Below are 14,058 nucleotides of genomic sequence, written 5' to 3'. Positions count from 1 at the left end.
GTAGCCCTACTCCAGCAGATGACCCTCACCCTGGCCCTCTCCCAGAGGGAGAGGGAACTGATCGAGGTTGGTGTTTGCTCCCTTCTCCCCTTGTGGGAGAAGGGCCGGGGATGAGGGGGAGACATCCATCTGTCTGGCGGAGCGAACCCGGAATCCAGATCCAATTGGTTAAGCCCGATCGGACGTTCGCTAATGCGACATAACAAGTAGAAAGGAAAGCAAAGAGGATTTATGGCAACGCAACGACGCAAGCGCACTCCCAAGAAGGTGGCGCCCAAACGCACCATCTGGCGCACGCTGTTCTGGCTGGGCTTCAAGCTCTCCCTGGTGGGAGCGGCCTTCATGGTGGTGTTTGGCATCTACCTGGATACCAAGGTGCGTGAACGCTTCGACGGCGAGAAGTGGCAGTTGCCAGTGATGGTCTACAGCCGGCCGCTGGAGCTCTATCCCAGCCAGCGCCTCTCCCAGACCCAGATGCTGCGCGAGCTCAACATGCTGAGCTACAAGCAGGTGCGCCAGCCCCACTCCCCGGGCGAGTATGCGGTGAGCGGCAATCGCATCGAGCTTGTTCGCCGGCCGTTTGCCTTCCATGACGGGGCCGACGGCGCCCGCGGCCTGCGCCTCACCTTCAACGGTGCGCGGCTGGAGGGGATCCAGTCGCTGGAGAACCAGCGTCAGCTCGGTTACGCCCAGATGGACCCGGTGCTGCTCGATCGCCTCAACACCGAGGATCGGGAGGATCGCCTGCTGGTGCGCCTCGCCGAGGTGCCGGACAGCCTGCTGGTGACCTTGCTCACCACCGAGGATCGGGACTTCTACCAGCATGGCGGCGTCTCGCCGGTGGCCATCATGCGTGCCATGGCGGCCAACCTGCTGGCGGGGCGCACCGTGCAGGGGGGCAGTACCCTGACCCAGCAGCTGGCCAAGAACTTCTTCCTGACCCGGGAACGTAGCCTGTGGCGCAAGGCCCAGGAAGCCTACATGGCGGTGCTGATCGACTATCGCTATAGCAAGGACGAGATCCTGGAGGCCTACCTCAACGAGGTCTATCTGGGGCAGAACTTCTCCCAGGGGGTCTATGGCTTCGGGCTCGCCTCCTACTTCTACTTCGGCATCCCGGTCAACGAGCTGGACATCGATCAGGTGGCCCTGCTGGTGGGTATGGTGAAGGGGCCCTCCTATTACGATCCCTGGCGCTTCCCGGAGCGGGCCAAGGCGCGCCGTGATCTGGTGCTCAAGCTGCTGATGGATCACGGTAGTCTGACCCAGGCTGAATACACCCTGGCCAGCAAGCAGCCGCTCGGCATCATTACCCGCGGCCAGATGAGCTATGGCCGCACCCCGGCCTTCATGGGACTGCTCAAGCGGGAGATCCAGAGCCGCTTCGGCCCGGATCTGCTCAAGCAGTCCGGCCTCAAGATCTTCACCAGCCTGGATCCCATCGCCCAGCACGCCGCCGAGCAGGCAGTGGAGTCGGGTCTGGCCACCATCGAGAAGCAGCGTGGCAAGAAGAAGCTGGAGGCGGCCATGGTGGTCTCCGACTGGCACAAGGGCGAGGTAGTGGCCATGGTGGGGGGGCGGGATCCACGCTACGCCGGCTTCAACCGGGCGCTGGATGCCCGCCGTCAGATAGGCTCGCTGGTCAAGCCGGCGGTCTACCTGACCGGCCTCTCCAACGGCCTGACTCTGGGCACGCCGCTCAAGGATCAGCCGATCCGCATTCGCGGCAAGGATGGCCAGATCTGGACCCCGCAAAACTACGACCGCAAGTTCCGTCAGAGCGTGCCGCTGATGGATGCGCTGGCCAGCTCCCTCAACGTGCCGACCGTCAATCTGGGTCTGCAGGTGGGGCTGGACAAGGTGGTGGACACTCTGCACAAGCTGGGGGTAGAGCAGGAGATCCAGCCCTATCCCTCGTTGGTGCTGGGGGCGGTAGCGCTCTCGCCGATGGAGGTGAACCAGATGTACCTGCCCATCGCCAACCAGGGGCTGACCCAGCCGCTGTCGGCGATCCGGGCTGTGGTCAACAGCGACGGCAGCAAGCTCTATCAGCATGACGAAGCGGCCAAGCGGGTGACCGACGAACAGGCCAGCTGGCTGACCCTGTTCGCCATGACCAAGACGGTGAGCCAGGGCACGGCGCGAGCGCTCGGTGCCAAGTTCCCCGGCGCCACCATGGCGGCCAAGACCGGCACCACCAACGAGCTGCGCGACTCCTGGTTCACCGGCCTCGACAACAACGAGCTGGTCAGCATCTGGGTCGGTCGCGACGACAACACCCCGGCCGGCCTGACCGGTGCCAGCGGCGCCCTGCAGCTGTTCAGCGGCTACATGAGCCAGCGCGGGGTCAACAGCCTGGCCATGAACATGCCGCAGGGGGTGAGCTGGGCCAGTTTCTCCCGCGCGAGCGGTGCCCGGGTTGCCAGCGACTGCCCCGGCAGTCTGCAGGTGCCGGCCAAGCTGGCCGGGTTGGCCGAGCCCATGAGCTGTGCCACTCCGGTGTCCAGCCCGGTCAATGCGCTGGACAACTGGTTCAACGGTTTCTTCAACTGACCGCGGCGGGCAGCCCTGGCTGCCCGCCTGCCTGGAGTGCTCATGTCACATCCCCTGTTCGATGCCATCCACCACGTGGCTATCATTGCCAGCGACTATGCGCGCTCGCGCCACTTCTACCACCAGGTGCTGGGGCTGCCCATCATTGCCGAGACCCTGCGGGCCGAGCGCCAGTCGTGGAAGCTGGATCTGGCGCTGCCGGACGGCAGCCAGCTGGAGCTGTTCAGCTTCCCTGCGCCGCCGCCGCGCCCCTCCCGACCGGAGACGTGCGGCTTGCGCCACCTGGCCTTTCGGGTCTCGGATCTCGACCGGGTCATCGCCCATCTGCAGGGCCATGGCGTCGAGGTGGAGCCGGTGCGGGTGGACGAGCTGACCGGCCGCCGCTTTACCTTCTTCGCCGACCCCGACGGCCTGCCGCTGGAGCTCTACGAAGCCTGGTGACGAGGCGCTCGCCGTCATGAAATCATGCCCCAAAACAAGCAGCCGCCCGGTGAGCCGGGCGGCTGCTTTTCATGGATGCATTCTCGGGATCAGGCGGTGGTGAGCAGGGTGACCGCGACGGCCATCACCAGCATGCCGACCCAGCCGATGGGCTTGAGCCGCTCGCCAAACAGCAGCAGGCCGCCGAGGGCGGTGCCCAGAATGCCGATGGCACCCCAGGTGGCATAGGCCACGGCCAGATCGATCTTGCCGGTGCTGACCGCTTCCGACAGCAGGGTGAAGGCACACAGCACCAGCAGGATGCCGAGGAATCCCCACCCCTTGTGACGAAAACCGACCGAACGGTTGATCGCCATGTTGGCGCCGATATCCAGCAAGGCCGCGCCCAGCACTATCATCAGCGGGTGCATACGGCCTCCTCGTTGGCACGGAGTGTGCGAGCGGTCGGTTCATCGTGGCGCTCGCCCATCGTCACCAGAACAATCCCCACTATGGCCAGCGCCAGTCCGATCAACTCCTGAGCATTCAGCTGGTAGTCGAGGAACAGCACGGAGACGACGGTGATCAGCGCGATCCCCAGCCCCTCCCAGAGCGCGAAGGCAATGCCAATGGAGATTGTTTTGGCGGCTTTGGCCAACAACAGGTAGGAGAAGGAGATGAGCAGCCACATGGGCAGGTAGTTGAGCCAGCCGGCTTCGTTCTCCGGGATCATGGCCATGCTGGAGGTGCCGGCTACCTCGGTCAGGATGGCGCCCGTCAGGAAGATGCGGGCCAGGAGCATGCGATTGAATAACATAAAATGTCCTTTTGTTGCTGCGACGGGGGCCATGATAGCCGCCACCCAGCGGGAGGCTGGAATCGCTGAGCGTCGGCAATTCAGACGCTGACGGTTTGCCTTGGCAGAAGCGTGCGAGGTAAGGTGAATATCGGATACCCAGCTCTAGACCCGGATCATGAAGCTCTACCAGATACAACTCTTTGTGGAATCAGCCAGTAGCGGCTCCATTGCCAACACGGCGCGCCGGCTTGGCAAGAGTCGCAGCGCGGTCAGCACTGCGATAGCGGCACTGGAGGTGGAGCTTGGCGTCGAACTTTTTGAACGAGGGGCCAACCAGAGTCGGTTGACCGAGATCGGCGAGCAGGTGCTGGACGACTGCAAGCGGCTGCTGCAGGCGGCCAACAGCCTCAAGCTCAAGTGCGAGCACTACGCCTCCGGCGCCGAGGTGGCGCTGCGGGTGGCGCGGGACGACGCCATTCCCGAGGCGGTATGGCGGGAGATGCTGGGCCAGTTGCGTCACCGCTTTCCCGGCACCAGCATCTCGCTGGTGCTGGCCTCGCCGCCCGAGCTGCCCGCCCTGGTGGAGGAGGGGTTTGTCGACGCCGCTTTCGGCCTCATCACCGAGGAGCAGGAGCGCAGCGGCCTCAACATCGAGGTGCTCAACCCGATCCGCACCCTGATGGTGGTGGCGCCGAGCCATCCGCTGGCCAGCCTGAAGCGGGTACTGCAGCAGGATCTGACCGGCCACACCCAGGTCACCCTCTCCTACGTGGATGAATTCTCGGTCAAGAGCCTGCTGCCCATCGGCGGCCACCACATCGGGCTGTCGAGTTTCGAGCTGATGCGCGATGCGGTGCTCGACGGCCTCGGCTGGGCCGTGCTGCCGTCGCCGCTGATCCAGAGTCAGCTGCGCCAAGGCTCCCTGCTCACCCTCAAGCACAAGTTCAGCCTGCAGTGGCGGGACTACGGCGTCTATCTGTCGGAAAATGCCTATCACGGCAGGGTGTTGGCCTGGCTGCGCAAGGCGATCCAGGCCTATCTCGAACCGTTCGAGTGAGTCATCTGTTCATGGATGGTGGCAGGCGGATCGCGCGGGGCTTGTGATCCATCGCGGCCTGATGGTACATACTGTCTGTACCCTCATGCAGCGCCTGGAGGCGTGAACGATATGAGCAGTGCCCAAGACAAGGACGAGATCTGGCTGGATGACGACATCATCGAGCTGGATGACGATGATGCCGTGGTGACCAGGATGGCCAACCCCTGGCAGGTGCTGATCGTCGATGACGAACCGGACATTCATCATGCCACCCGGCTGGCACTCTCCAACATTCAGTACAAATCCCGCCCGCTAGCCCTGCTCAACGCCTACAGCGGTGCCGAGGCTGCCCGCATGCTGCAAGCCAACCCGCGCATCGCCCTGATCCTGCTCGACGTGGTAATGGAGACCGAGGACGCCGGCCTGCGGCTGGTGCACCAGATCCGCAACGAGATGAAGAACGGCCTGGTCCGCATCGTGCTGCGCACCGGCCAGCCCGGGCAGGCCCCCGAGCAGCGGGTGATCCTCGACTACGACATCAACGACTACAAGACCAAGACCGAGCTGACGGTGCAGAAGCTCTACACCACCGTCATCGCCTCCTTGCGCTCCTACGAGACCCTCTGCGCCATCGACAAGAGCCGGCAGGGGCTCGGCAAGATACTGGAGGGGGCGGGGGATCTCTATCACCTGCATTCGCTGCGGGAGTTTGCCTCCGGCGTGCTCAAGCAGATCAGCGCCATTCTCGATGTGGGTACCGAGGGGGCCATCTGCGCCGAGCGCCGGCCCGGCTCGCAGGAGCTGGAGATCCTGGCCGCTACCGGCGACTATGAATCCCTGCTGAGCGACGTGCCGCTCACTGCCTTCCCGGCCCTGCACGACTCTGTGATGAGTGCGCTGGCCAATCGCTGCAACCGCTTCGAGCATCCCCAGGATGCGCTCTACATCGCCGCCCAGAACGGGCGCGAGTTCGTGCTCAACTTCACCCCCACCCAGCCGCTCGACCCGCTTGAGTGCGATCTGCTGGACGTGTTCTGTCAGAGGATCTCGGCGGCATACGACAACCTCTATCTCTACAACCAGCTGCTGCGCGCCCAGGAGGCAACCGTGGTGGCGCTGGCGGCGCTGGCGGAGTTTCGCGATTCGGATACCGGCGATCACGTGCTGCGGGTGCAGAAGCTCTCCGACGCCATCGTGGCCGAGCTGCAACAGGCGGGAGCCTATCCCGACGAGCTGACCCCCGGCTTCGTCGACATGATCGGCATGGCCAGCATACTGCACGACGTGGGCAAGGTGGGCACGCCGGACCACATCCTGCACAAGCCGGGGCGGTTCGAGCCGGACGAGCGGGCCATCATGGAGCAGCATGCGGACATCGGGGCCAGCATATTGCACAAGGCGGGGGAGATGGTGGAGGGGACCAGCTATCTGTCGCTGGGGGCCGAGATCGCCCGCGGCCACCATGAGCACTTCGATGGCAAGGGTTATCCGGAGCAGCTGGCCGGTGAGCAGATCCCGCTGTCGGCCCGTATCGTGGCGGTGGTCGACGTGTTCGACGCCCTGCTCAGCAAACGCCCCTACAAGGAGCCCTGGTCGCTGGCCCAGACCATGGAGTACATCATGTCGCGCTCAGGCAGCCAATTCGATCCCGAGGTGGTGAAGGCGCTCAACCGGCTGGTCAGCGAATCGCGCTTGCCCTACGAGCTGTAGGGGAGAGCAAGAGACAACAAGGGGGCCGCGGGCCCCCTTGTTGTTGGCGGGGACTGGCTGAGGGATCAGCGCTGGCCGTAGCGTACCCTGGGCTGGCGCTGGCGAAACGGCAGCAGCAGAAGGCCGAGCAGCAGATCGCCGACCAGGGCCGAGAGCAAGCCTGCAGCCATGCCGCAGACAATGGCGGCCTGCTTGAGCGGTACCACGTAGCTGTAGTTTTGCAGGGTATCCTGCCAGAGCTGGGGCTCGGCGCGCAGCAGCAGGTGGGAGAGCTGCCGGTACCAGGGGGCGTCCTTGTAGACGCTTTCCTGCTGCAGGGTCTGACGCTGGCTGACCAGCAGTTGCAGGCTGGCCGCATCCTTGGCGAAGACCGGATCCGGGTTGGTGCGGTAGTGGTTGACCAGGGCCGTCAGATCGCCGTCGAAGTGCTGGTCTGCCGTCTCCTGAAAGGGGGCAAGGCTGAGGCTGGCCTGTTGCAGCCGGGCATCCAGCCGCTGGTAGTAGAGGTCGATCAGACCCGGGATCTGCACACCGGCCAGCAGGCCAAGGGCAAACAGCATCATCCTGAGGTAGCTGCGCATATTGCTGTTCATCTCGCGAATGGGAAGAGCTCCATACTAGCCGCAAGGTCGGGGACGGCCAAGTCCGCCATCAGGATCGGAACATTCCAGTGAGGGCTCAAACGGAGTCTGTTTTGCCGCGCTGTTTTCCCCATGAACTTTGCTTCCCCCCTCATTTGTGTGATTCACGTCACGCTTATTATGTTCTAAAATACGGCCCCATTTTTCGGGGAGGAGAGTCCGTATGCGCAAATTTATACCCTGTTATCTGTTGGGTGGTCTCATCGCCGTCAGCTGGGCCGCTCTGCCCGATCACGGCCCCTGGGATCAGTGGGATCTCGTCGTCTTCCATCTGGTCAATGGCTGGCTGGGTCAGGCCCAATGGTGGGCCGATCTGGTGGCGGTGACCAACAACCGGTTGTTCGATCTGGCGGTGCTCTCCTGCATGGGGCTTATCCTCTCCCGCTGCTTCTGGCGTGCGGACGAGCAGGGGCGTCGCCGGTTGGTGGCCATGGGGTGTGTCATGTTGCTGGGGGCCCTGGTGATCAACCAGTTTGGTCATCTGCTGCCGGTCAGCCGGCCCAGCCCGACCCTGATGGTGGCGGATGCACTGCGGGTCACCCAGCTCAGCGGGATCCCGACCAAGGATTCGTCCAGCGATAGCTTCCCCGGCGATCACGCCCTGTTCCTGATGATCTTCGCCGGTTTTGCCCTGCGCTATCTGCCGCGCTGGGCCGGGGTGACGGCGCTGCTGATGGTGCCGCTGTTCTCGGCGCCCCGCATCCTCTCCGGCGCCCACTGGCTGACGGATGTCTATGTCGGCGCCCTCTCCTTGACCCTGCTCTGCCTGCCGCTGCTGCTGTCGACCGGGCTGTCGGATGCGCTGATCGGCTGGATCGCCCAGCGGCTGCCCCGCCTGCCGGGCTGGCAGTGGCTGGCGAGCAAAACGCCGGCGAGTCAGCAATAAAAAAGAAGGTCGGTGCATACCGGCCTTCTTTTTGTCTACTTCCCGCCGGTGACTGTGGTCGTCGCGAAATGACCATGACTACCACCGGCGGCCCCAGGCCTGCTGGCCCTCATAGAGAAGTATTAGCAGATTCGTTCGGGCGTGCCTAACAAGAGTTTCTCCAAGGAATCGTTTGCAAGGGATGAATGCTTGATCAGGGCCAAGATTTTTTATTTTTGCTGCCTTAGAATCGCCGCCCGTTGCTGGAGAACTCTGTATGTTAATTAATCTTTTGCGCCTGATATTCATCATCTGTGCGCTGACGTTCATCTTCATGCTGGTACGGGCCTGGTGGCACAAGCGGCAACAGGGGGCGCTGGAGTCGACCCCCTTCTGGCCGGTGGCGGCTATCGGTTTTGTCGCCAATTTTCTCGATACTCTGGGGGTCGGCAGCTTCGCGGTGAAGACCGCCTGCTACAAGCAATTCAAGCTGATCGACGATCGGCTGCTGCCGGGCACCCTCAACGGCCAGTGCGTGTTGCCGACGGTCACCCAGTCGCTGATTTTCATCGGTGCCGTGCAGGTGGATCCGCTTACCCTCATCGGCATGATGGTGGCCGCCGCTGCCGGTGCGGCCTGGGGGGCGCGCCACGTCGCCTCGTTCGATCGCCAGACCATCCGGCTGGTGATGGCGGTCTCCCTGCTGGTGGTGGCTGGCCTCATCTTCGCGGGCCTGCTGGGGCTGTTCCCCCTCGGTGGCGATGCCATGGGGCTGACCGGTTACAAGCTCGGGATAGCGCTCGCCGGCAACTTCCTCTTCGGCGTGCTGATGAACGTGGGTATAGGCCTGTTCGCCCCCTGCATGACCCTGGTCTATCTGCTCGGCATGAATCCGCTGGCGGCCTTCCCCATCATGATGGGCTCCACCGCAGTGCTCAGCGTCTTCTCGGCGGGTACCTTCATCCGCAAGGGGGCCTTCAACGCCAAGGCGGTGCTGGCGGTGGCCATCTTCGGCCCGGTCGGCGTGGTGCTGGCCGCCATGCTGGTCAAATCCATGGACATGGCGATGCTCAAATGGCTGGTGGCCTTCATCGTCATCTATACCTCCTGGACCATGTACGCCTCTTGGCGGGCGGCGCGGCGGGCGCCACAACCCCGGCTGGCAGGCGTCACTGGTTAGCGAGTGCGGCGCGTGCCGGTGCTGGCCGCGGAGTATTGAAGTGGTTGCAGGCCTTTGGCGCTATCTATACCTCCTGAACCATGCCCGCTTCTTGGCGGGCGGCGCGACGGGCGCCACAACCCCCGGCTGGCAGGCGTCACTGGTTAGCCAGTACGGCGCGTGCCGGTGCTGGCCGTGGAGTATTGATGTGATTGCAGGCCTTTAGCGTTATCTATACCTCTTGGGCCAGGTACGCTTCCTGGCGGGCTGTGAGGCGGGCACTGCAACCCCGGCAGGCAACGGTCGCAGGCTAGCCTGCACCAGTGCCGCTTCGGCCCTGGCCCCCAGAAACACATAGAGCCCGAGGGCCAGCAGCAGCCCCACGGCGCACCCCATCACCCCCACCGCCGGCCAGAGCAGTTCGCTCTGGCCTAATGATCCCTTGAACAGCAACAAGAGCCCCTCGATGGAGACCGCGATCAGGATGGCGGCGATGAAACGGGTAATGGTGCGGCGAATGGCGCTGTGGCGAAAGATGTCCTTATGCAGCAGCACCTCCTCTTCCAGAATGGTCTTGCCCAGATCGAATACCGCCAGCGCCAGGGTCAGAAAGATGATGGCGCTGAAGGCCCCCAGCCGGTTCTGCTGCTCCCCGCACAGCAGCAGGTAGAGCTGCTCCAGCCCGTGCCAGATAAGCGTCGCGACGATCAGAAACAGCGCCAGACTCAGCACCACATAAACCCCCTTGAACCAGGGCATGGCCCGGCGCCGCTCCCTGTCCCCCATCAACCAGGCGATAAGCTGGTTCAGGCAGAGGGTCAACTCACGGCCATGACCTCTCACTATCAGATGCAAACGGGCTTGCGGCGCCGGTACTGGCGGCAGGATCCCGAGTGGTTCCCGGCTGGGCACCTGATGCAGGATAAAGGGGTAATCCTTGAGTGAATCGAGTGGCGCCGTCAGCAGCCCCAGCAGCAGGGGGGCCAGTTCGGCTTCGTACTCCTGATAGCGTCGCAGCACATCGATGGGGCTCATTTCCGCCATACCTACCTCGCTCACAAAGGGTGGGTCTTGTTGACGGTTGCAAATTGTGGGCCTGCTTTATGACAACGACTGTGGTGGGGGTTGCACCGTTTGGTGACAAATCACGGTTGCCGACGGGCAGATTGCACCGGCAGCGGGCATGGCGAGGGGAGAATGAAAAAGGGCCCGCGAAGGGCCCTTGTGCGACAGATGGCGACGGCTTAGCCGGCCAGCTTGGCGAAGCTGCGCTCGGCGGCGGCCAGGGTGTGTTCGATCTCCTTGTCGCCGTGGGCCAGCGACAAGAAGCCTGCCTCGTAGGCGCTCGGCGCCAGATAGACACCCTCTTCCAGCATCAGATGGTAGAAGCGCTTGAAGCGCTCCATGTCGCAGCGGGTCACCTGCTCATAGCGGGTGATCTCTGGCTCTTCGGTAAAGAAGAAGCCGAACATGCCGCCCACGTAGTTGATGGCGAGCGGGATGCCGTGCTTGGCGGCAGCGGCTTTGAGCCCTTCTGCAACCCGGGCGGTCTTGGCGCTCAGCTGTTCATAGAGGCCCGGCTCCAGCAGCAGATCCAGCATGGTGAGGCCGGCGGCCATGGCCACCGGGTTGCCGGAGAGAGTGCCGGCCTGATAGACGGGGCCGGTCGGGGCGATATGCTGCATCACCTTCTTCTTGCCGCCGAAGGCACCGACCGGCATGCCGGCACCGATGATCTTGCCGAGGGTAGTGAGATCCGGGTCGATGTTGTAGTGGCCCTGAGCGCCACGCAGGGAGACGCGAAAACCCGTCATCACCTCGTCCAGGATCAGCAGGGCGCCGAATTCGTCACAGATGGCGCGCAGCCCTTCCAGGAAACCGGGCACCGGCGGGATGCAGTTCATGTTGCCGGCCACCGGCTCGACGATGATGCAGGCGATCTCGCTGCCGTACTGGCTGAAGGCCTCGCGCACCGAGTCCAGATCGTTGAACACGCAGGTGAGGGTGTGCTTGGCAAAGTCGGCCGGCACGCCCGGGCTGTTGGGTTGACCCAGGGTCAGCGCGCCGGAGCCGGCCTTGACCAGCAGGGAGTCGGCGTGGCCGTGGTAGCAGCCTTCGAATTTGACGATCTTGTCGCGGCCGGTGTAGCCGCGGGCCAGCCGGATGGCGCTCATGGTCGCCTCGGTGCCGGAGTTAACCATCCGCACCTGCTCCATGGAGGGGACGATCTGGCGTACCTTCTCGGCCATCAGCACTTCGATCTCGGTGGGGGCGCCGTAGCTCAGCCCTTTCTCGACGGCCTTGATGACGGCGGCCTTGATGGCCGGGTGGTTGTGACCCAGCAGCATGGGGCCCCAGGAACCGATGTAATCCACGTAGGCCTGGCCGTCCACGTCATAGAGGTAGGCGCCATCGGCGTGATCGATGAAGCGGGGTGTGCCGCCGACCCCATTGAAGGCGCGGACCGGTGAGTTGACGCCGCCCGGAATGGTCTGGCGGGCCTGTTCAAACAGCTGATCTGATTTTGACATGGATCATCCTTAATGGGATTTTGGTCGTCACACAGGTGCAGGTGGCCGATTGCGGCTCGGCAGTCGGGGGGAGCTGGAGTATGCTTGCGCTCTTGACTCCCTGGCCAAGGACTGCCCCGTGTTAAATGAAACGGGCCGACTATAGCAGAAAGGCCCGGTGCTGGGCAGCCGGGCAGCAGGCTGGATGTCGTCACCTCCGTCAGCAAACGAATGTGGTTTTTTTCATGTCGCAACAAGCTTTCTCCTCTGCCGAACCGCTCTCGCCTCCCCGTGGCCCTGTCCTGCGGCGGATCATTCATCAAGACAAGATGCCTCTGCTGGTGCTGCTGTTGGCGGCACTGGTCGGTACCCTGGCCGGGCTGGTCTGTGGACTGTTCGAGTCCGGCGTCCACTGGCTGGCGCAGCAGCGCATTGATCTGCTGGCCGATCGCCCCTGGTGGCTGCTCGGTCTGCTCGGCTTCGGTTTCAGCGCCCTGCTGGGGATGATCGGCTATTTCCTGACCCACACCTTTGCGCCGGAGGCGGGGGGCTCCGGCATTCCCGAGATCGAGGGCGCCATGGACGAGCTGCGGCCGGTGCGCTGGTGGCGGGTGTTGCCGGTCAAGTTCTTCGGCGGTATCTGCACCCTGAGCTCCGGCATGGTGCTGGGGCGGGAGGGGCCCTCGGTGCAGATCGGCGGCAACCTCGGCAAGATGGTGGCGGATATCTTTCGGCTGCCCAAGGAGCATGGCCACGCCCTGCTGGCGGCCGGTGCGGCTGGCGGTCTGGCCGCCGCCTTCAATGCGCCGCTGGCGGGGATCCTGTTCGTGATGGAGGAGATGCGACCGCAGTTTCGCTACTCCTTTCTGGCCATCAAGGCGGTGGGTATCTCCGCCATCATGGCGACCCTGATGCTGCAGAACATGAAGGGGCAGGGGGCCGTGATCAGCTTGCCTCACTACGACGCCCCGGCCCTCAAGGCGCTCTGGCTGTTCCTCTTCATGGGGGCCGCTTTCGGCGTGCTGGGGTTCGTCTTCAACAAGCTGGTGCTGGCCTGTCAGGATGGTTATCTGGCTCTGCATCAAAACAAGCGCCATCGCTTCGTGGCCATCGGCATGCTGGTGGCAGGCACCTTCGGCGTGCTGTCGCTGTTCGCCCCGGCGGTGACCGGCGGTGGCACCGAACTTATCCCTCACCTGATGGGCGGGGAGTATGCGATGGCCACCCTGTTCCTCATCTTTTCCATCCGGTTGGTGGCCACTCTGGTCTGTTTCTGCTCCGGCGCGCCGGGTGGGGTATTTGCGCCGACCCTGGCCCTTGGCACCCTGTTCGGGGTGGTGTTCGGTCACCTGTTCCACTCGGCCTTCCCCGAACTTGGCATCGAACCGGGCGCCTTTGCCATCGCCGGTATGGGGGCGCTGTTTGCCGCCACCGTACGTGCACCCATCACCGGCATAGTGCTGGTGACCGAGATGACCGACAACTATCAGCTGATCCTGCCCATGATGATCACCACGGTCGGTGCGACCCTGGTGGCCCAGTGGTTGGGAGGCCGCCCCATCTATTCCCAGATCCTGGAGCGAACTTTACGGCTCGCGGCGCGTCAAAAGCGGGGAGAAAGCGGCGCCAGTGCCGGTTAACTCTTTGTCTGCCGGCCTGAGTCTGCTTGTGTCGCGTATAGTGAAGGGAGCGTGGCCGCAGTATGCGCAGTAACAAAAGAGGCCTTATGTCCCAGATAATGAAGTGGTTGGCAGTGCTGATGGTGGGGGCGCTCATCGGCTATTTCGTCGGTAATCGCCAGGAGCTGGCTCAGAGCAGTCTGTTGACGGTTCAGCAGGAGACGCTGGAGCGCCAGGCCAAGGCCATTGGCCAGCTCAAGAGCGAGCTCGGTATCAAGGAGACCCTGCTGGCTACCCAGAAGGCGGCGTTCGAGCAGTTGCAGCAGGCGCTCAAGGATCAGGAAGCCCAGGTGCAGGAGCAGAAGCGCCAGCTGGCTTTCTTCGAGCGGATCATGCGTCCCACCGGCGAGCAGGTGGGGGTGGTGATCGACAACCTCACCCTGCAGGAGACCAGTATCCCTGGCCGTTATCACTATCGGCTGGCGCTGACCCAGCCCGCCAAGAAGCGCGAGCTGTTCCGCGGTCAGGTACAGATAAAGGTGGAAGGAAGCCAGGGTGACAAGCCCAGAACCCTCGGCAGCCGTGAGCTGGGCATGAAGGTAGGAGAGGGGCGCTATGCACTGCGTTACTTCCAGCTGCTGGAAGGTAACTGGCAGTTGCCGGAAGGCTTTGTACCAGACCGGGTACGGATCACCATCGGCAAGGATGGCCGGCAACCGGCCCAGGAGCTGCTGGCCGAATGG

Annotated in this window: 13 protein-coding genes (1 of these 13 only partly in view); 8 read left to right on the top strand and 5 right to left on the bottom strand. The window is 63.6% G+C overall.

Annotated features, from left to right (window positions below; translation table 11 throughout):
* Positions 1–231: 231 nt before the first annotated feature.
* Both mrcB and I6L33_RS00190 read left to right on the top strand, forming a co-directional pair.
* On the top strand, positions 232–2,553 hold the full coding sequence (gene mrcB, locus I6L33_RS00195) for a penicillin-binding protein 1B (RefSeq protein WP_216973359.1): 2,322 nt from the start codon (positions 232–234) through the stop codon (positions 2,551–2,553).
* A 42-nt stretch (positions 2,554–2,595) separates the two neighbouring features.
* Positions 2,596–2,994 carry a VOC family protein gene (locus tag I6L33_RS00190; RefSeq protein ID WP_216973358.1) on the top strand — a complete coding sequence of 133 codons (399 nt, stop codon included), beginning with the start codon at positions 2,596–2,598 and terminating at the stop codon, positions 2,992–2,994.
* 89 nt (positions 2,995–3,083) lie between these two features.
* Here I6L33_RS00190 and I6L33_RS00185 read toward each other — a convergent pair whose 3' ends face one another.
* Positions 3,084–3,404 carry an SMR family transporter gene (locus I6L33_RS00185; RefSeq protein ID WP_005304440.1) on the bottom strand — a complete coding sequence of 107 codons (321 nt, stop codon included), beginning with the start codon at positions 3,402–3,404 and terminating at the stop codon, positions 3,084–3,086.
* Complete coding sequence (locus I6L33_RS00180) at positions 3,392–3,790, bottom strand: SMR family transporter (protein ID WP_216973357.1); 399 nt, start codon at positions 3,788–3,790, stop codon at positions 3,392–3,394. Before I6L33_RS00180 ends, I6L33_RS00185 begins: the two co-directional genes overlap by 13 nt.
* Before the next feature lie 157 nt (positions 3,791–3,947).
* Between I6L33_RS00180 and I6L33_RS00175 the strand changes: the two genes are divergently transcribed.
* The gene (locus tag I6L33_RS00175; RefSeq protein ID WP_005304434.1) at positions 3,948–4,829 is read left to right on the top strand and encodes a LysR family transcriptional regulator; all 882 of its coding nucleotides are present in this window, start codon (positions 3,948–3,950) and stop codon (positions 4,827–4,829) included.
* A 111-nt stretch (positions 4,830–4,940) separates the two neighbouring features.
* Entirely contained in the window at positions 4,941–6,521 is a 1,581-nt protein-coding gene (locus I6L33_RS00170) for a response regulator (protein ID WP_216973356.1), read from the top strand.
* Positions 6,522–6,586: 65 nt separating this feature from the next.
* Here the strand turns inward: I6L33_RS00170 and I6L33_RS00165 are convergent, their stop codons facing one another.
* Positions 6,587–7,114, bottom strand: a complete 528-nt coding sequence (locus I6L33_RS00165) for a DUF2937 family protein (RefSeq protein ID WP_201892723.1) — start codon at positions 7,112–7,114, stop codon at positions 6,587–6,589.
* Between the two features lie 211 nt (positions 7,115–7,325).
* On the opposite strand from I6L33_RS00165, the gene I6L33_RS00160 reads away from it, so the two are divergent.
* Together I6L33_RS00160 and I6L33_RS00155 are read left to right on the top strand one after the other, a co-directional pair.
* Positions 7,326–8,048, top strand: coding sequence for a phosphatase PAP2 family protein (locus I6L33_RS00160; protein WP_216973355.1), 723 nt, complete (start codon positions 7,326–7,328; stop codon positions 8,046–8,048).
* 256 nt (positions 8,049–8,304) lie between these two features.
* Positions 8,305–9,207 carry a sulfite exporter TauE/SafE family protein gene (locus I6L33_RS00155; protein ID WP_216973354.1) on the top strand — a complete coding sequence of 301 codons (903 nt, stop codon included), beginning with the start codon at positions 8,305–8,307 and terminating at the stop codon, positions 9,205–9,207.
* A gap of 207 nt (positions 9,208–9,414) precedes the next feature.
* On the opposite strand, the gene I6L33_RS00150 is transcribed toward I6L33_RS00155, so the two are convergent.
* Positions 9,415–10,230, bottom strand: a complete 816-nt coding sequence (locus I6L33_RS00150; RefSeq protein ID WP_216973353.1) for a hypothetical protein — start codon at positions 10,228–10,230, stop codon at positions 9,415–9,417.
* 200 nt (positions 10,231–10,430) lie between these two features.
* A complete protein-coding gene (hemL, locus tag I6L33_RS00145; protein ID WP_017766319.1) occupies positions 10,431–11,717 on the bottom strand; it encodes a glutamate-1-semialdehyde 2,1-aminomutase in 1,287 nt (428 codons plus the stop codon).
* 224 nt (positions 11,718–11,941) lie between these two features.
* On the opposite strand from hemL, the gene clcA reads away from it, so the two are divergent.
* Together clcA and I6L33_RS00135 are read left to right on the top strand one after the other, a co-directional pair.
* Positions 11,942–13,336 carry a H(+)/Cl(-) exchange transporter ClcA gene (clcA, locus tag I6L33_RS00140; RefSeq protein WP_216973352.1) on the top strand — a complete coding sequence of 465 codons (1,395 nt, stop codon included), beginning with the start codon at positions 11,942–11,944 and terminating at the stop codon, positions 13,334–13,336.
* An 86-nt stretch (positions 13,337–13,422) separates the two neighbouring features.
* Positions 13,423–14,058: the 5' portion of a DUF6776 family protein gene (locus tag I6L33_RS00135; RefSeq protein ID WP_065017877.1), read on the top strand. It continues 60 nt past the right edge of the window; the window shows 636 of its 696 coding nt (coding positions 1–636); the start codon lies at positions 13,423–13,425; its stop codon lies beyond the right edge, outside the window.

It is taken from the genome of Aeromonas sp. FDAARGOS 1403, from assembly GCF_019047325.1.
GTDB classification, from domain to species: domain Bacteria; phylum Pseudomonadota; class Gammaproteobacteria; order Enterobacterales; family Aeromonadaceae; genus Aeromonas; species Aeromonas dhakensis.
Note: the sequence above shows the minus strand (reverse complement) of the source record. Positions and strands in the feature narration are given on the sequence as shown.